At 60.0% G+C, this 16123-nt stretch carries 19 protein-coding genes; 7 read left to right on the forward strand and 12 right to left on the reverse strand.

Annotated features, from left to right (window positions below; translation table 11 throughout):
* Nucleotides 1-75 precede the first annotated feature (75 nt).
* On the forward strand, nucleotides 76-477 hold the full coding sequence (locus V6617_RS08705) for a PRC-barrel domain-containing protein (protein WP_338610476.1): 402 nt from the start codon (nucleotides 76-78) through the stop codon (nucleotides 475-477).
* 187 nt (nucleotides 478-664) lie between these two features.
* A complete protein-coding gene (locus V6617_RS08710; protein WP_338610477.1) occupies nucleotides 665-1537 on the forward strand; it encodes a division plane positioning ATPase MipZ in 873 nt (290 codons plus the stop codon).
* A 12-nt stretch (nucleotides 1538-1549) separates the two neighbouring features.
* On the opposite strand, the gene V6617_RS08715 is transcribed toward V6617_RS08710, so the two are convergent.
* The 3 genes from V6617_RS08715 to V6617_RS08725 are packed head-to-tail and all read right to left on the reverse strand — an operon-like array spanning nucleotide 1550 to nucleotide 4301.
* Complete coding sequence (locus tag V6617_RS08715) at nucleotides 1550-2329, reverse strand: SDR family NAD(P)-dependent oxidoreductase (protein ID WP_338610479.1); 780 nt, start codon at nucleotides 2327-2329, stop codon at nucleotides 1550-1552.
* Between the two features lie 60 nt (nucleotides 2330-2389).
* Nucleotides 2390-2671, reverse strand: a complete 282-nt coding sequence (locus tag V6617_RS08720) for a hypothetical protein (protein ID WP_338610481.1) — start codon at nucleotides 2669-2671, stop codon at nucleotides 2390-2392.
* A 55-nt stretch (nucleotides 2672-2726) separates the two neighbouring features.
* Entirely contained in the window at nucleotides 2727-4301 is a 1575-nt protein-coding gene (locus V6617_RS08725) for a D-alanyl-D-alanine carboxypeptidase (RefSeq protein ID WP_338610483.1), read from the reverse strand.
* Nucleotides 4302-4659: 358 nt separating this feature from the next.
* Here V6617_RS08725 and clpS point away from each other — a divergent pair, with 358 nt between their 5' ends.
* Entirely contained in the window at nucleotides 4660-5004 is a 345-nt protein-coding gene (gene clpS / locus V6617_RS08730; RefSeq protein WP_338610662.1) for an ATP-dependent Clp protease adapter ClpS, read from the forward strand.
* Nucleotides 5005-5016: 12 nt separating this feature from the next.
* On the forward strand, nucleotides 5017-7401 hold the full coding sequence (gene clpA, locus V6617_RS08735; protein WP_338610485.1) for an ATP-dependent Clp protease ATP-binding subunit ClpA: 2385 nt from the start codon (nucleotides 5017-5019) through the stop codon (nucleotides 7399-7401).
* A gap of 84 nt (nucleotides 7402-7485) precedes the next feature.
* On the opposite strand, the gene V6617_RS08740 is transcribed toward clpA, so the two are convergent.
* Nucleotides 7486-7758 carry a DUF4242 domain-containing protein gene (locus V6617_RS08740; protein WP_338610487.1) on the reverse strand — a complete coding sequence of 91 codons (273 nt, stop codon included), beginning with the start codon at nucleotides 7756-7758 and terminating at the stop codon, nucleotides 7486-7488.
* Nucleotides 7759-7913: 155 nt separating this feature from the next.
* Here V6617_RS08740 and V6617_RS08745 point away from each other — a divergent pair, with 155 nt between their 5' ends.
* Nucleotides 7914-8612, forward strand: a complete 699-nt coding sequence (locus tag V6617_RS08745) for a helix-turn-helix domain-containing protein (protein WP_338610489.1) — start codon at nucleotides 7914-7916, stop codon at nucleotides 8610-8612.
* 153 nt (nucleotides 8613-8765) lie between these two features.
* Here V6617_RS08745 and V6617_RS08750 read toward each other — a convergent pair whose 3' ends face one another.
* From V6617_RS08750 to V6617_RS08775, 6 genes are all read right to left on the reverse strand, one after another.
* Complete coding sequence (locus V6617_RS08750; protein WP_338610491.1) at nucleotides 8766-9185, reverse strand: HIT family protein; 420 nt, start codon at nucleotides 9183-9185, stop codon at nucleotides 8766-8768.
* A 61-nt stretch (nucleotides 9186-9246) separates the two neighbouring features.
* A complete protein-coding gene (locus tag V6617_RS08755; RefSeq protein ID WP_338610493.1) occupies nucleotides 9247-10407 on the reverse strand; it encodes a GNAT family N-acetyltransferase in 1161 nt (386 codons plus the stop codon).
* The gene (locus tag V6617_RS08760; RefSeq protein ID WP_338610495.1) at nucleotides 10404-11162 is read right to left on the reverse strand and encodes a glycerophosphodiester phosphodiesterase family protein; all 759 of its coding nucleotides are present in this window, start codon (nucleotides 11160-11162) and stop codon (nucleotides 10404-10406) included. Before V6617_RS08760 ends, V6617_RS08755 begins: the two co-directional genes overlap by 4 nt.
* Nucleotides 11163-11615 carry a RidA family protein gene (locus V6617_RS08765; RefSeq protein WP_338610664.1) on the reverse strand — a complete coding sequence of 151 codons (453 nt, stop codon included), beginning with the start codon at nucleotides 11613-11615 and terminating at the stop codon, nucleotides 11163-11165.
* Nucleotides 11590-12918, reverse strand: a complete 1329-nt coding sequence (locus V6617_RS08770) for a DNA polymerase IV (protein ID WP_338610497.1) — start codon at nucleotides 12916-12918, stop codon at nucleotides 11590-11592. The genes V6617_RS08765 and V6617_RS08770 overlap by 26 nt, the downstream gene beginning before the upstream one ends.
* A 4-nt stretch (nucleotides 12919-12922) precedes the next feature.
* Nucleotides 12923-13198 carry a DUF3572 family protein gene (locus V6617_RS08775; RefSeq protein ID WP_338610499.1) on the reverse strand — a complete coding sequence of 92 codons (276 nt, stop codon included), beginning with the start codon at nucleotides 13196-13198 and terminating at the stop codon, nucleotides 12923-12925.
* Nucleotides 13199-13298: 100 nt separating this feature from the next.
* Between V6617_RS08775 and V6617_RS08780 the strand changes: the two genes are divergently transcribed.
* Complete coding sequence (locus V6617_RS08780; protein WP_338610500.1) at nucleotides 13299-13673, forward strand: response regulator; 375 nt, start codon at nucleotides 13299-13301, stop codon at nucleotides 13671-13673.
* A 42-nt stretch (nucleotides 13674-13715) separates the two neighbouring features.
* Nucleotides 13716-15086: a PleD family two-component system response regulator gene (locus V6617_RS08785; RefSeq protein WP_338610501.1), complete on the forward strand. Its 1371-nt coding sequence runs from the start codon at nucleotides 13716-13718 to the stop codon at nucleotides 15084-15086.
* A 337-nt stretch (nucleotides 15087-15423) separates the two neighbouring features.
* Here V6617_RS08785 and rpmG read toward each other — a convergent pair whose 3' ends face one another.
* Complete coding sequence (gene rpmG / locus V6617_RS08790) at nucleotides 15424-15591, reverse strand: 50S ribosomal protein L33 (protein WP_014130775.1); 168 nt, start codon at nucleotides 15589-15591, stop codon at nucleotides 15424-15426.
* Between the two features lie 102 nt (nucleotides 15592-15693).
* A complete protein-coding gene (locus tag V6617_RS08795; protein WP_338610504.1) occupies nucleotides 15694-16122 on the reverse strand; it encodes a DUF983 domain-containing protein in 429 nt (142 codons plus the stop codon).
* Between the last annotated feature and the right edge of the window lies 1 nt (nucleotide 16123).

Below are 16123 nucleotides of genomic sequence, written 5' to 3' on the forward strand. Positions count from 1 at the left end.
TTAGTTTCCTGAAGCTGGAACTCCACAGACTCCATTCCGTTGACTCTTCAGTGCAACCAGCGACGGAGATTTACAATGGATCCGAGAACGGACAACGGGCTTGAAGCCCGCGATCTGGATCGCCGCGAAAGCGGCAATCTGATCGGGAGCGACAAGGTTGAAGGTACTGCGGTTTACAGCCTGGCCAATGACAAGATCGGCACCATCGAACGGGTCATGATCGACAAGGTCAGCGGCAAGGTTGGCTATGCGGTTCTCAGCTTTGGCGGGTTTCTGGGCATCGGGGACGACCATTACCCGATCCCGTGGGCCAAACTGACCTATGACGAAAGCATTGGCGGATACCGTACCGACATCTCCAAGGCAGACCTTGATGCCGCACCGCGCTACGAACCCGACGATGACTTTGCCTGGGATGACCGCCAGCGGGCCATGGACATCTACACCTATTACGGGGTGCCCCCCTATTGGATTTGATCTGATCGGGCCATGTCTGCGATTCGAAATGACCAGCGCGGGCAAACTGGGCTGGTCATTCGTTTATAAAATGTAAATCAAATACGAACTAAGGTGGGGCGAACGCGCAAAATTCGTACTTGTGCGGGTTTTGTTAAGCACACAAGCTGTGCAACGCTTTTGGGGGCAAGGGTTAGAGTCGGATCAAATGCAGCGATCGAACGCGCATGTTATCGTTCTGGGCAACGAAAAAGGCGGCTCGGGCAAGTCCACCACGGCGATTCATCTTGCCGTCCACCTGCTTTATGAAGGCTTTCGCGTCGCCACGATCGACGCCGACAGCCGTCAGCACACGCTGACGACCTATGTGCGCAATCGCCGGGAATGGGCCAACGCCCATGGTCTCAAGGTTCCCCACTCCACCCATTTTCATCTGCCGCAGGGCAGGGGTGACTCGCTTGAGAAAAATGCGGATACCGAGTTCGAGATGTTTCGCCGGGCGGTGGCGGAAGTCGAAAGGGACGTCGACTATCTTATCATCGACACGCCCGGCTTTGACACCCACCTCACTCGCATCGCCCACTCGCTGGCCGACACGCTGATTACCCCACTTAACGACAGTCTGATCGATCTGGATGTGATTGCCCGGATCGAACCTGACAGCGGTGCCTTGATCGAATTGAGTCATTATACGCGGCTGGTCCAACGCTCGCGCCGGGAGCGGCTGGCTATCGACGGGCGCACCATCGACTGGGTCATGGTGCGCAATCGCATCTCCATGCTCAATTCGCGTAACACGAGGCTGGTGCAGACCGGGCTGGAAAACGTTGCCGAGCGTGTCGGATGCCGTGTGTCCGACGGCATTGCCGAGCGGGTGATCTTCCGGTCGCTGTTTCCCATCGGCATGACGGTTTTCGATCCGCTCGATGCGGAGGCACTGGGGGGCATGCCGACCATGAGCCATATCGGGGCGCGGCAGGAATATCGGTTGCTGCTGGAAGCACTCAACCTGTTTTCGCGCCATCGGCGTTCTGGTGAGCACAGTTCGCGCGATCAGCGTGTCCTGGCGGGATCGGTCTAGGCGCGGGCCTTCTCAGATCAGCAGCGATTGCGCCCCATCGATCCAGATGGGCGTTCCCGTGATGTGCCTTGAGGCATCCGAGGCCAGAAAGCAGACCAGATCTGCAACGTCCTCGGCTTTGCCGGGGGCACCGTCCGTCAGCGGAATGTCTCCATCGGGGTAGTGGGCGGGTTCGGCTGCTTTTTCCACATTGCGGAGCTCGGTGTTCTCATCGATCTGGCTTTCGATGGCGCCGGGGCAGATGGCGTTAACGCGGATGCGGTGCTTGGCAAGCTCGAGCGCGGCCATCTGGGCGAGGGCGAGTTGACCGGCCTTTGTTGTGGAATAGGCGGACGCGCCGGCCGTGGTGAAGGTCCGCGTTCCATTGATGGAGGAGGTTATGACGATCGATCCTCCGCGCGCCTTCATCAGGGGCACGGCGTGATGGAGGGTTAGAAACGTGCCGCGCAGATTGACATTGATGGTCCGGTCCCAGTCGTCGACCGTCAGATCCTCGATTGGCGCCCAGGTGCCGTTTATGCCCGCATTGGCGAAAACGAAGTCGAGCCGTCCGAACGTCTCGGTGATCTGATCGAATGCTGCCTGCATGTCGGCGACATCGGAGATGTCGGCATAGAGGGGAAGGGCCTTGCGCCCCAATCGGTTGATTTCAAGGGCGACGGCGTCGACCTCTTCCATCGTGCGGCTCAGAAGGGCGATGTCGGCGCCCTCGGCAGCCAGCTTGAGGGCGCTGGCCTTGCCCAATCCCGAACCGCCGCCGGTCACCAGAGCGATCTTGCCTGTGAGTGCCATACCTGCCTCCGTTGCCAATACCTCAGGCAACGCAAGCAGGGGCAAGCGGTTCCGCTGACCCTAGTCTTCCTGGGGCATATACATGCGCAGGGCGCGGCGTCCGGCGGGATCGAAGACATCGACATCGACCGACACGCGGGGAAGGACCATGCGGCGTGTACGGGACGAAAGGGCCAGCACGACCGAGAGCATGTCCGACATGCGGCGGTGAACGGGCTTGTTTTCTCCCAGGCCGCGGGCCAGCAGGCGCAGGGACTGGACGCGAACCGCGTCATCGTCCGAGGCCAGTGGCGAGCGGGGCTGAAATTGGCCAAGCTCGGAAAGTCGTGTCATTTCGCTCATTGGGCTACTCCATACATCTGCGCCAATTGTCGAAGACCGTCGGTCGTCCTGTTTGTTACCCCTGAACCGTGAGGCAGTTGATCGCGGCTTGTGAGAGCGCATCGCAAGTGGTTCTGGCCTGCGTGCGATCGGCAAAGCCGGCGAAACGGGCGCGGTAATAGGTCACGCCGTTGCGCTCGAAGGTCTCCACATAGCTGCGAAGGTTGGCAAGCTGATCGTATGTGCGGGTCGCTTCGCTCAGCAACTGCTCGGCGTTGTCTTCGCTGTCGGCGGCGCCGACCTGGACCACCCAGCCACCGGCCGGAACGGTCTCGGCGCTGTTTGTGCTCATTGTGTCGAGCGCCAGGCCGTCGGGCCGTGCAATTGGCGCGGGCGGCACGAGAACCTGTCCCGATTGCGGGCCGAGCTGCAGGGATTCTGCAATCCATGCGCCAATCGGATCGTCGGCGGGATAGACCGGGGCTTCGGACGGCATGACGCCGGTTGCGACATAGGTCGCCTGGTCGAGGGCGTTATCGCCCGGACGCGAGGGAATGTCCTCGGCCGAAACGATCTGGAACGGGATGGTCTCGGGTTCGTTCGAGTCCGGCGCTGATCCGGAAGCGGACTGGCTGAGCGACGCCACCTGCATGGCCTGCTCCGCCGTGATAACCGGCAGAAGGTTGACGGGACGGCCGGGGGGCAGGCGATTGAGCGGAACGGCAGCACCCGCCGATGCCACGGCAACGCCATTGCCGAGCAGGGTGGGGCGCGGGATCATCGCTTCGCGCCAGTAGTCGCCCTGGCGCGCCTTGGGGAGATAGGTGCGCACCAGCTCTGCGACGCGCGCGTTGCGCGAAGCGCCGGTGTTGAACCCCAGGCCGATCACCACGATATGGCGGTTGCTGGAGCGGGCGGCGGTCATCAGGTTGTAGCCCGACGCATTGATATAGCCGGTCTTGATACCATCGACGCCGTTCTGGCCCAGAAGGGCGTTGTGCCCGTTGTAGGTTCTGCCGTTGTACTTGAAGCTGCGGGCCTGGAAATAGTCGTAGTAGTGGGGGAAATGGAGATAGACGGCCCGGCCCAGGATCGCTTGGTCGGCGGCCGTCGTGACCTGTCCGGAGTTGGGCAGGCCATTTGCGTTCTTGTATGTGGTGCGCGACATCCCCAGCGCCCTTGCGGTTTGCGTCATCCGCTCGGCGAACTGGGACTCCGTACCCGAAATATTTTCGGCAACGACGCGGGCGACGTCATTGGCCGATATTATAACGAGGGCGTTGATCGCGTCTTCAACGGTGATCGTGCTGCCGGGCTGCACCCAGAGCTTTGTCGGGACTGCCTGAGAGGCGTATTGGGAAACCCTCAGTTTCGAGTCGAGCTTGAGCCGGCCAGCCTCGAGCTCCTGAAAGATGATATAGAGCGTCATCACCTTGGTGAGCGAAGCGGGGTAGCGCAACTCGTTGGCGTTGTCCTGATAGAGGACCTGGCCGGTCTTGGCATCCACGGCGATGCCGGCATAGGCACGCGGCACATTTTGCGCCGCCGCAGGAGCGGAAACGGCGGCAAGGGTCATCGCCGCGATCACAAGTGTGAGAAAAAAGCGTACAAAAGGGACGCGCGCGGAATCGATACGCAGAAGGGTCGGCACCCGATACTCCAACTCTTTACTGGACCGGTACGAAAAACGCCGCACCGTTACTCTACTCTTGGGGTCGTCGCGCGCTGTCCCCCGATGGCGCCGAAAACCCTAACTCGCAGGCACTTTAGGCCGATGCGGTTACAAATCCGTAAAGTGCTTAAAACTTGATGCAAAAACCTTGTGGGCGATCACACCTGATTGATCGGATTTTCGCCCCTTAACATGGCCGAGATTTTGCCTACATAATGGGGCCATCTTGCCTTTCTGATTTGGGATAAAAAAAGCCGTGCCAATATCTGCCCTCCCCACCGGACCTGACCTGCCGCACAACGGCGGTCTGCTCGCAAAGCACGCCGTGCTGCGGGCGATTTCGGCCGGTCCGGAAAAGGGGGACGATGACAGGGACGAAGGAAGCGATGGCCAGACCGGTGTCGCGACCAAGACCAGAACGAGGACCAAGAAGCCAAGCCTTTATAGGGTTCTGCTTCTCAATGACGACTACACGCCCATGGAGTTCGTCATCCTCATTTTGGAGGAGGTCTTCAACAAATCCCGGGAGGATGCGACGCGCATAATGCTGAGCGTCCATAATCAAGGTGTGGGGGAATGCGGGGTTTATCCGTACGAGGTGGCCGAAACCAAGGTCACCAACGTTATGGATGCCGCGCGCCGAAACCAGCATCCGCTGCAATGCGTGATGGAAAAGCAATAGGATAGGACCAACATGCCTTCATTCTCTCGCGGTCTTGAAAAGGCGTTGCATCAGGCCATGAATTTGGCTCGGGAGCGCAGTCATGAATTTGCGACCCTCGAACACCTGCTGCTGGCGCTGACCGAGGATCGCGACACGATTTCGGTTCTGACCGGGTGCGATGTCGATATCGAGTCGCTCAGGGCCGATCTCGAAGAGTTCATCGACGAGGAGCTCGACAGCCTCGTTGTGCCCAACGGCCAGGATGCACGTCCGACGGCCGCCTTCCAGCGCGTCATCCAGCGCGCGGTCATTCACGTTCAATCGTCCGGGCGCGAGGAAGTGACCGGGGCCAACGTGCTCGTTGCGATCTTTGCCGAGCGCGAAAGCCACGCTGCCTATTTCCTCGAGCAGCAGGACATGACCCGGCTCGACGCGGTCAATTTCATTTCCCATGGCATCGCCAAGTCGGGCCGCAATGCCGACCGGCCCGTGCGCGGTGCTGAAGAAGGCGGACCCGGGTTCGAGGGCGAGCAGGAACGCGGCGGGGGCAGCAGCCCGCAGCAGAGTTCGGCGCTTGCCGATTTCTGTGTCAATCTCAACGACAAGGCCAGGGCCGGAAAGATCGATCCGCTGATCGGCCGCGGCATCGAGCTTGAGCGCACAATTCAGGTGCTTTGCCGTCGCTCCAAGAACAACCCGCTCTATGTGGGTGATCCCGGCGTTGGCAAGACCGCTATCGCCGAAGGTCTGGCCCGGCGGATCATTGAGGGTGACGTTCCCGAAGTGCTCGAAACCGCAGTAATCTATGCGCTCGACATGGGTTCGCTTCTGGCGGGCACGCGTTATCGCGGCGATTTCGAGGAACGGCTCAAGGCGATCATGAAAGAGCTCGAAAAGAAGGACAATGTCATTCTTTTCATCGACGAGATCCATACGGTGATCGGCGCGGGGGCAACCTCGGGCGGAGCGCTCGATGCTTCGAACCTTTTGAAGCCTGCTTTGGCCTCGGGAGCGATCCGCTGCATTGGTTCGACCACCTACAAGGAATATCGTCAGTTCTTTGAAAAGGACCGGGCTCTCGTGCGCCGGTTCCAGAAGATCGATGTCAACGAGCCCACGATCCCCGATGCCATCGAGATCATGAAGGGGCTGCGCCCGTATTTCGAGGATTACCACAAGCTCAAATATACCGACGACGCGATCAAGGCATCGGTCGAGCTTTCGGCCCGCTATATCAACGACCGCAAACTGCCCGACAAGGCAATCGATGTGGTTGACGAAACCGGTGCCCGGCAGATGCTGGTGACCGAGGACAAGCGCAAGAAGACCATCGGCGTCGAGGATATCGAGGCGACGATAGCTATGATTGCGCGCATTCCGCCGAAATCGGTCTCCAAGTCCGATACCGAGCTGCTGGGCAATCTCGAAGCCAACCTCAAGCGCGTGGTGTTCGGCCAGGACAAGGCCATCGACGCCCTTTCGTCGGCCATCAAGCTGGCCCGCGCGGGCCTGCGTGAGCCCGAAAAGCCCATCGGTTCGTACATGTTCACCGGCCCGACCGGTGTGGGTAAGACCGAGGTGGCCAAGCAACTGGCCGACACGCTCGGGGTGGAGCTTTTGCGCTTCGACATGTCCGAATACATGGAGCGTCACACCGTTTCGCGGCTGATCGGCGCGCCTCCGGGTTATGTCGGGTTCGACCAGGGCGGGCTGATGACCGATGGGGTCGATCAGCATCCCCATTGCGTGCTGCTGCTCGATGAGATCGAAAAGGCCCATCCGGACCTGTTCAATATCCTTCTGCAGGTCATGGATCACGGCAAGCTCACCGATCATTCGGGCAAGCAGGTCGACTTCCGCAACGTCATCTTGATCATGACGTCGAACGTGGGTGCGACCGAACTGGCGAAATCGCCCATCGGCTTTGGCCGGGTGCGTCAGGAAGGCGACGACGAGGAAGCGATCAACCGGATGTTCACGCCGGAGTTCCGCAACCGGCTCGATGCGATCATCTCGTTCGCGCCGCTGCCGTCCTCGACCGTCAACCGCGTCGTGGAGAAGTTCATTCTCCAGCTTGAAGGCCAGCTTGCCGAACGCGGCATCACCATTGAGCTGACGCCCGAAGCCTCCGATTGGCTGGCGGCCCGCGGCTACGACGAAAAGATGGGTGCCCGCCCGCTGGGTCGGGTGATCCAGGAATACGTCAAGAAGCCGCTGGCCGAGGAAGTGCTGTTCGGCCTGCTCCAGAAGGGCGGTTCGGTCAAGGTGACAGTGGTCGGCGAGGGCAGCGAAGCGCGGCTCGAACTGGTCTCAGTCCCTCCGCGCCCGGCACGTCCAAAGGCGATAACCGGACCCAAGGGCGGCAAGAAGCCGGCCCGCAAGTCCAAGTCCAAGGACGCCGAGCAGAACACCTAAGCGGGTTTGGTGTTCGACCATCCCCTCAAAATCTGGAAAAGGCCGGTCCTACGACTGGCCTTTTCCGTGCCGTGAGGTCCCGGCTTAGCTGCCGGTCGTCGGATCGATGACAGCGGTCACTTCGGTGACGACATTGGCAGGAAACCCACTCAATCGCGCGTGCTCGTGTATCGTGTGTTCGTCTTGGGCAAGATAGATGCAAAAGGTCTTGTCCGCCGTGAAATAGGAATGCTGCCATTGCACCTTGGGTGCGAGTTGGGCGAGGGCGCCGTTTGAGGTGCGCGCCGCCTCGCAAAGCGCTTCGGGGGACATGGCGCCGACGCCGGCAATATCGCGTTCGATGATGAATTTTTTCATGGTTGGCCTTTCTCTCGCCTCACGTGAGAGGATGAAAGCAGCGACAGCTGTATCTCGCCAGTTCACGACCTGAATCAAGCCGGTACAGCTTCTGAACTGGAATCTCATTGCTCTGCCCGTTTAAGATTGCAGGCGGATCGGCAGGAGGCGTGTCCATGACAGAAGCCAGCTACCACCAGTTTTGTCCCGTCGCCATGGCGTCGGAAATCCTTGGTGCCCGATGGACAATTGTTCTCCTACGCGAGCTTTGCGCTGGATCGACACGCTTCAACGACCTGAGGCGCGGCGTGCCGCGCATGTCGCCGGCCCTTCTGGCGCGGCGGTTGCGTGAACTCGAACAGCACGGCGTTGTCGAAAGACGGCTCGTGCGGCGGACGCCTGAACTCTACGAGTACGTCCTCACCGAGGCGGGACAGGGGTTGCGCGATGTTGTCATGGCGGTGGGCATTTGGGGTCAACGTTGGATTGAAAGTGCCCCGAGTCTCGAAAACACGGACCCCTCGCTCCTGATGTGGGACATACGCCGCAACATCAGGCTGGAGAATTTGCCACCGCGACGGGTGACGGTACAGTTCATCTATGCGGACCTTCCCGCTGCATCGGCCAACTGGTGGCTCCTTAGCGATCCGCAAAAAGGCGCCGACTTATGCTCGGTCGATCCGGGGTTCGATGTTGATCTTTTTGTCCGCACCGATCTGCGCACCATGACGGCCATCTGGATGGGGCTCGAAACCGTTGCCAGGGCGGAAAACGAGCAGCGCCTGGCGCGGATCGGAGACAGCGATTTAGGTGCGGCGATGCAAAGCTGGCTCGGGCTCAGCCCGTTCGCAGCCTATGAAAAGCACGCTTTCTAGATCCACTTATTCCGCAAACATTCCAATCGCCATTGCGCGCCGCCTTGCCTGTCCATGAGTAAGACGGCCGGCCTTCCGACCGGCGCTATTGGGGGTTTTCCCCGTACTTATCCCCAGAATTATCCCCGCTACCCCCGCAATTTTCCACAGACCTTAAAACGCGGAGCGGATTTTTTCCGCCTGGGCGGCCAACTCGTCCTGATCGGCCATTTCGCCGGTGTGGGGGCGCAGTGGCACGCCCTCATACATGGGTATGATGTGGAAATGGAGGTGGAACACCGTCTGGCCGGCCGGAGCTTCGTTGAACTGGGCAACGCGCAGGCCGTCGGCATCCATGGCGGTCATGACGGCTTTGGCGACCCGCTGGGTTTTCTGGATCAGATCGGCCAGCACCTGCGGTTCGGCGTCGAACAGATTGCGTGAACCGGTCTTGGGGATCACCAGCGTATGCCCGCGTGATTGGGGCATCACATCCATGAAGGCCAGCGTGTCGTCGTCCTCATAGACCGTGTGGCTCGGGATTTCGCCTTTGAGGATCTTGCCGAAGATATTGTCCGGATCGTAAGCAGTCATAACACGCTCCCTTGCTTTTCAATCCGAGCTATAGCCGAACGGCGATCAGGAACAAACCCCGCTATCCCTTGCGGAAGGGGGCGTAGTCGGCCAGCTCCTGGTTCTGCAGGTCGACATATTTGCGCTCGTCCTCGAGATATTCGGCAACGGCGCGGCGCAGGCCCGGGTGAACGATGTGGTGGATCGAACGGGTGATGGCCGGGGCGTAGCCGCGCGCCAGCTTGTGCTGGCCCTGGGCGCCGGCCTCGACGCGCTTCAGGCCGTGTTCAATGGCAAAGTCGATGGCCTGGTAATAGCAGAGTTCGAAATGGAGGAACGGCACGTCCCGGATGGCACCCCAATTGCGGCCATAGAGCGTGTCTGCGCCAAGGAAATTGAGCGCCCCGGCGATATAGTCGGTACCATCGCGCGCCAGCATCAGGACAATGCTGTCGGCCATGGTTTCGGTGATGCGCGAGAAAAATTCACGATTGAGGTAGGGGCGGCCCCATTTGCGCGCGCCGGTGTCCATGTAGAACTGATAGAAGGCATCCCAGTGTGCTTCCGTCAGATCGGTGCCGGTCACCCATTCGCAGGTGATGCCGTCGATTAGCGCCTCTCGCCGTTCGCGACGGATGGACTTTCGCTTGCGCGATTGCAGCGTGTCGAGAAATTCATCGAAGGTCTTGAACCCGTCATTGGTCCAGTGAAACTGGGTGTCGTGGCGCACCAGCCAATTGGCGCCTGCGGCAATTGCTTCTTCGTCACTGGTTACGAACGTCGCGTGGACCGAGGACGCACCGAGCCGCTCGGCTAACGCTTCGGATGCTTGGAGGAGGAGCGTCTGAGTGTCGGCACTGCCGTCCCGCGTCAGAAGTTTCGGCGCGCTGGCCGGGGTGAACGGCACTGAGGACTGCAGCTTTGGATAGTAGTTTCCGCCGGCCCGTTCGATGGCGTCGGCCCAGGCGTGGTCGAAGACATATTCGCCCATCGAATGGGATTTGAGGAACAGCGGCATGAGGCCGACAGGGGTCTCGCCGCGTGAAATCAGGATATGCTGGGGCTGCCATCCGGTTGCACCTGTGGCGCATCCCGACTCCTCCAGCGCTGAGAAAAAAGCGTGCTCAAGGAATGGGTTGTCGGGCTTTTCTCCACCGCAAGATGCAAGTGCATTCCAGGTGGCGGCGGGGATGGAGGCGGTGGTTGGATGAACCGAGATCGTCAGTTCGGAATTTTCACTCACGCGTCGGGATCGAATCCTTCAAACACTATCTGGTCGGCATTGCGCCGGGCGACCCGGGCCTGATCGGACGAACGGACAGTCCAGCTCATGACCTTAAAGCCGATGGCGCGGAAAAAACGGATCGCTGGCAATGTCAGCGCCGTCTGTTCGCACGATATGAATGTGAAGCGCGTCCACGGGTAGTGCAAGAGGTGGCGCAACATAAATCGCGTGCGCGCGGGCATGTCGCCATACCAGTCCGGTTTGTCGTATCCGTAGGTGATGATGCCGATTTCGCCCTGAAACCCTTGCCCACGCAGCGCGACGATCATGCGGGGATCGAAGGTCTTGAGAACGAACGGACCTTTGTAGGTCGCCAAAGATTGAACGACCCGCTTTGCCAGATCGATTGTATCGCGCTCATTTGCCTGCTTTTTGACCTCGATGACCAGCGGCGCGCGGCCACTGATCTGATCGAGGAAGGCGGCAAAGGTCTGCGGGCAATCGCCCGCAGTGCTGCCAAGCAGGGGAAGCTCCGTTAACGCGCTGGCGGGCACGGAGCGAACGCGGCCGCTGCCGCTCACAAGCCTGGCCAGGTCGTCATCGTGAAAGACAACCGCCTCGCCATCTTCGGTCAACTGAAGATCGCATTCGATGCCAAAGCCGCGTTCGATCGCGGCCGCAAAGGCTGAAAACGAGTTTTCGATGATCCCCCGGTCCCTGTCGTGCAATCCGCGATGGGCGATGGGACGGGCGAACGGGGGATTTGATGTCATTTATTCGATCTCGATGATGGCGTCGATTTCGACTGCGGCGCCAAGGGGAAGGGAGGCCACGCCAAACGCGGCGCGGGCGTGCTTACCCGTGTCGCCCAACAGCTTTATGAACAGATCGGACGCGCCGTTGGCCACCAGATGCTGTTCGTTGAATGTTGGCGTCGAGGCGACGAGAACGGTCAGTTTCTGGACGGCCTTGATCTGCGAGAGCGGCACCACGGTATTGACGTGGGCCAGGATGTTGATGGCGCACAGTTCGGCGGCCTTTTGCCCGGCCCCAACGTCCAGACTGTCACCGAGGCATCCCTTGGTGATGCCATCGGGGCCCTGGGAGATCTGCCCGGAGACAAACAGAAGCTTGCCCGACTGACGCACCGGAACATAACTGGCTGCGGGTGCTGTGGGTGTGGGCAGGGTGTAGCCCAGATCATTGAGTTTCTGTTCGATCGTCATCATCGTTCTCCGGTTTGATCTTTGTGATTTTCGACTGGCGGTAGAGTTTACCGCGCACGAGCGCTTCGCGGCCATATTTGTCGCGCACCTTGTCCATGGCCCGCTCCGCTGCCGCCTTGCGGGCGATTTCGGGTTCGATCAAGTCGACCGGATCGATGCCTGTGGCCACCTCAAGACCGGTAACACCGATGCCGAGCAGGCGAAAGGCCGTGCCGTCCACCTCACGGGCCAGAAGTTTCACGCCGGTTTCATAGAGCGTCGTGGCAAGCTGGGTTGGCAGCATGATGTGTTGCGCGCGGGTGCGGGATTTAAATCCCGCGGTCTTGAGCTTGACGGTAACGGTATCGCCGACCAGTTGCTGCTTTTTGAGCCGTTCCGAGAGCCGCTCACACAATGAGAGCAGGGCGGTCGAAAGCGAGTCGAAATCGGCAAGATCGGTTAAAAAGGTCGTCTCCGTGCTCACCGATTTGGTTTCGCGGTCTATCGAGACGCGACGATAATCTTCACCGCGCGCCAGTTTGGCCAGGCGTGCGCCCATCTCACCATAGCGGCGCATGAGGTCTTCGGGCGCGCGCTGCTGGAGCTGGCCGATGGTGATCAGCCCGTCCTTGCGCAGCGTTTCGGCCATGACCTTGCCGACGCCGAAAATTACGGTGATCGGCTTTTCGGCCAGCAGCGATACGGTCTCGGCCTCGCCGATGATGGCAAAGCCGCGTGGCTTGTCGAGTTCCGAGGCGATCTTGGCGAGGAATTTGTTGTGGCTCAGCCCGATCGAGATGGTGACACCGATCTCTTCCTCAATTCGTTTGGCCAGCCGGGCCAGCGAGACCGCCGGTGCAGCCTTGTGCACCTTTTCGGTGCCGGACAGATCGAGAAACGCTTCATCGATGGAGAGCGGTTGGACCAGCGGGGTCAGTGAATCCATAAGCGTGCGAATCTGGCGGCTGACGCCGACATATTTGGCCATATCGGGCTTGATGATAACGGCTTGCGGGCACAGGCGCTTCGCCTGAAACATCGGCATGGCCGATTTGATGCCACTAATGCGGGCAATATAGCAGCATGTGGAGACCACGCCGCGCTGTCCACCGCCGATGATCAGCGGTTTGTCGATCAGACTCGGATCATCGCGTTTTTCGACCGAGGCATAGAAGGCGTCGCAATCGATATGGGCGATGGACAGCGAGAAGAGCTCTGGGTGAGCCAGGATGCGCGGTGAGCCACATTTGGGGCACCTGGCCGGTGCCTTGGCACTCTCGCCTGTCGCAAAGCAATCGCGGCACAGATGTCCGCCGGCGGCCATACCATCAACTCTGCGGGTTCAGGCCGTGCCAAAGACCCATGACGCGGTTTACGTCCAGACCGGCATTGGCACACATGGCCAGCAACAAGGATTCATTGCGTCCGAAATAGTCGACCAGGCCCTCTGCCAACGGGCGCGTGCCGACAGATTCCCGCAGGCGTTGCGGCGAAAAACCGGCCAGCGCCATGAAACGCTCAAGCTCGTTGACGTCAGCGGCGAGCCAGGTGAGGCAGGCATCGCCAACGGCCAGCAATTCTTGTGTATCGACCCTATCGCGCAAAGCGTCAGACTCAGCTTATTTCTTGTTTCGTAACACATTGCTGTTAGCGCAAAGCAATGACAACTCAAAGCACCCGATTGCCGGTGCCGGGCGAGGGTAGATGGCCAAGACCGTCATGATCGTGGAAGACAACGAGCTCAACATGAAGCTCTTTCACGACCTGCTCGAATCCCGTGGGTACCATACCGTCCAGACCCGCAATGGACTGGAAGCGCTCGATCTGGCGCGCGAGCACCGTCCGGACCTGATCCTGATGGACATCCAGCTGCCCGAAGTGTCGGGGCTGGTGGTCACCAAGTGGCTCAAGGAAGACGACGACCTCGCCCATATCCCGGTGATCGCGGTGACAGCCTTTGCCATGAAGGGCGACGAAGAGCGTATCCTTTCGGGGGGATGTGAGGGTTACATCTCAAAACCGATTTCGGTGCCTCACTTTTTGGAAACGATTGAAAGCTATATTGGCAAGGCCGAATAGCCAGACAACCATTCTTCATTCAGGGCCGAAGGGACGCGCGCCGTGACTGCACGAGTGCTCATCGTTGATGACATTCCCACCAATGTGAAATTGCTCGAAGCGCGCCTACTCGCCGAGTATTTCGAGGTGGTGACCGCGTCATCGGGCGCTCAGGCCATCGAGATCTGCCGCAGCCAGGACATCGATATCGTCCTGCTCGATGTTATGATGCCGGAAATGGACGGGTTCACCTGTTGCCAGATTCTCAAGCGCGACGCCGTGACTGCCCATATCCCCATCGTGATGATCACCGCGCTCGATCAGCCTTCCGACCGTGTGCGCGGTCTGGAGGCGGGGGCTGACGACTTTCTGACCAAGCCCGTCGATGACGTGCAATTGCTGGCGCGGGTCAAGAGCCTTGCCCGACTCAAGGGGCTGGGCGACGAGTTGCGGGCCCGCAGCCGCACCAGTCACGAACTGGCGCTCGAAGACACCGCGCGGACCGAGTTCGGCATTGCTGTCGATGCTGGCCGCATTCTGGTCATCGATACCGAGCGGGCACGGGCCGAACGCATCGAGGCTTATCTGCGCAGTTCCCACAAGGTCACGATTCTGGTCGACCCCTCGGAGGCCGTGTTCCAGATGTCGGGCGGCGACTATGAACTGGCCATCGTCTCGATGGCGCTCGAGGGCTTTGATCCGCTGCGCATCTGTTCGCAGATTCGCACTGTCGATCAGACCCGCTCGCTTCCCATTATCCTCGTTGCCGAGGACAAGGATCGCCCGCAGGTGGTTAAGGCGCTCGATCTGGGGGTCAATGATTTCATCATGCGGCCCGTCGAGCGGCATGAGCTTTCGGCACGGGTTAAGACCCAGATCCGGCGTCAGCGCTATACGGTCGAGCTGCGTGAGAGCCTCAATTCGACAATGGCCATGGCGGTGATCGACGAGTTGACCGGGCTTTACAACCGGCGTTATTTCGAGCGGCATCTGGCCATGGTGCTCAACAAGGCCCAGGAGCAGGATCGCGACATGGCGGTAATGCTGCTCGATATCGACTATTTCAAGCCCGTCAACGACACCTATGGCCATGATGCCGGCGATGTGGTGCTCAAGGAGTTCGCCACGCGGCTGCAGCGCAACATTCGCGGCGTCGATCTTGCCTGCCGGTTCGGCGGTGAAGAGTTCGTGGTGGTCATGCCCGATACCGACATGCGGGCCGCGCAGGGCGTTGCCGAGCGGGTGCGCAGTGCCATTGCTGATGAAGAGTTCAAGGTGGGAGCCGCAAAGCCGCTCAACATCACGGTCAGTGCCGGACTGGCGCTGAACGATCAGGAGAGCGATACACCAGAATCGGTCATCAAACGGGCCGATATCGCGCTCTATCGCGCCAAACGGGCCGGGCGCAATCGTGTGGTCCACGACGCCGCCTGATCCTGGGCGGCCGGTAAGGTTAACACTTCATTATTAATGGTGAAGCCGGGGCCGGACGACCCCGGAATGCTTGGCGTTCGGGTCGGCTGGGAGTAGGTTGCAGGCACTGAGAAGGACGCGCTTGCGCGATCCGGTTCAGTACAAACCCCTACGGTTCTCAGGTCCGCCGCAACTCCTGATCCGTAGGGCGGCTGGCCCGGTATCGGACAAGAGTGGCCTCTTCGACAAACCGGACCGGGTCAGCCAACCCCGCCTCGCTCAGGATTTTCTGGTGCAAACAACAAAAACCCCGCTGCGTGGCGGGGTTTCTCTTGTTCGGCAGATGCTTTCGATCAAACTATTTGATCTTGGCTTCCTTGAATTCGACGTGCTTGCGAACAACCGGATCGTACTTGCGGAACGAGAGCTTTTCGGTCGCGGTACGGGTGTTCTTCTTGGCAACGTAGTAAAAGCCGGTGTCGGCGGTCGAAACCAGCTTGATCTTGATCGTGTTGGACTTTGCCATCGCGGTAGCCTTTGAAACAAACAGGCCGCGCGACGGATTTGCGCACGGCTCGGGAAATGAGTTGGGCGCAAACTATGCATTTCGCGCCAAAAGTCAAGCGGATCAACTCCGCCCGTCATCCTCGAAATCATCATGAGCGCCCACCGGATCGAAGCCGTGCATGTAGCGCGCCCATTGCAGGCCCACGACTGCGCCCTTGGTGACGGGCAGCAGGAGGAGCGAAGAGAGGATGATGAGTGGAATCATCACCCACAGATAGGTCAGGGGATGAAGCGGGGTCGAGCTCATCTCCATGTGCAGAACGGCGCCGACGGCCAGATGGCCGACGATGGTAATCACGATATAGGGCGGCGCATCGTCGGCGCGGTGGTGAAAAAACTCGGTGCCGCAGACATCGCACTGATCTGCGACCTTGAGGTAGCTCGAAAACAGCTTTCCCTGCCGGCAATTGGGGCAGCGGCATTTCATGCCATTGAGCATGGCTGGCCAGGTGGGCCGGGCCGGGCGCAATGTCAGATCGGTATATGGCATC

It is taken from the genome of Pelagibacterium nitratireducens (genome assembly GCF_037044555.1).
Taxonomy (GTDB): Bacteria; Pseudomonadota; Alphaproteobacteria; order Rhizobiales; family Devosiaceae; genus Pelagibacterium; species Pelagibacterium nitratireducens.

What these genes read in the sequence shown, in the direction of transcription:
- V6617_RS08710 (WP_338610477.1), top strand. Translation starts at nt 665, where the DNA reads ATGCAGCGATCGAACGCGCATGTTATCGTTCTGGGCAACGAAAAAGGC.
- V6617_RS08745 (WP_338610489.1), top strand. Translation starts at nt 7,914, where the DNA reads ATGACAGAAGCCAGCTACCACCAGTTTTGTCCCGTCGCCATGGCGTCG.
- V6617_RS08760 (WP_338610495.1), bottom strand. Translation starts at nt 11,162, where the DNA reads ATGACATCAAATCCCCCGTTCGCCCGTCCCATCGCCCATCGCGGATTG.
- V6617_RS08705 (WP_338610476.1), top strand. Translation starts at nt 76, where the DNA reads ATGGATCCGAGAACGGACAACGGGCTTGAAGCCCGCGATCTGGATCGC.
- rpmG (WP_014130775.1), bottom strand. Translation starts at nt 15,591, where the DNA reads ATGGCAAAGTCCAACACGATCAAGATCAAGCTGGTTTCGACCGCCGAC.
- V6617_RS08770 (WP_338610497.1), bottom strand. Translation starts at nt 12,918, where the DNA reads ATGGCCGCCGGCGGACATCTGTGCCGCGATTGCTTTGCGACAGGCGAG.
- V6617_RS08765 (WP_338610664.1), bottom strand. Translation starts at nt 11,615, where the DNA reads ATGACGATCGAACAGAAACTCAATGATCTGGGCTACACCCTGCCCACA.
- V6617_RS08795 (WP_338610504.1), bottom strand. Translation starts at nt 16,122, where the DNA reads ATGCCATATACCGATCTGACATTGCGCCCGGCCCGGCCCACCTGGCCA.
- V6617_RS08740 (WP_338610487.1), bottom strand. Translation starts at nt 7,758, where the DNA reads ATGAAAAAATTCATCATCGAACGCGATATTGCCGGCGTCGGCGCCATG.
- V6617_RS08715 (WP_338610479.1), bottom strand. Translation starts at nt 2,329, where the DNA reads ATGGCACTCACAGGCAAGATCGCTCTGGTGACCGGCGGCGGTTCGGGA.
- V6617_RS08720 (WP_338610481.1), bottom strand. Translation starts at nt 2,671, where the DNA reads ATGAGCGAAATGACACGACTTTCCGAGCTTGGCCAATTTCAGCCCCGC.
- clpA (WP_338610485.1), top strand. Translation starts at nt 5,017, where the DNA reads ATGCCTTCATTCTCTCGCGGTCTTGAAAAGGCGTTGCATCAGGCCATG.
- V6617_RS08750 (WP_338610491.1), bottom strand. Translation starts at nt 9,185, where the DNA reads ATGACTGCTTACGATCCGGACAATATCTTCGGCAAGATCCTCAAAGGC.
- V6617_RS08780 (WP_338610500.1), top strand. Translation starts at nt 13,299, where the DNA reads ATGGCCAAGACCGTCATGATCGTGGAAGACAACGAGCTCAACATGAAG.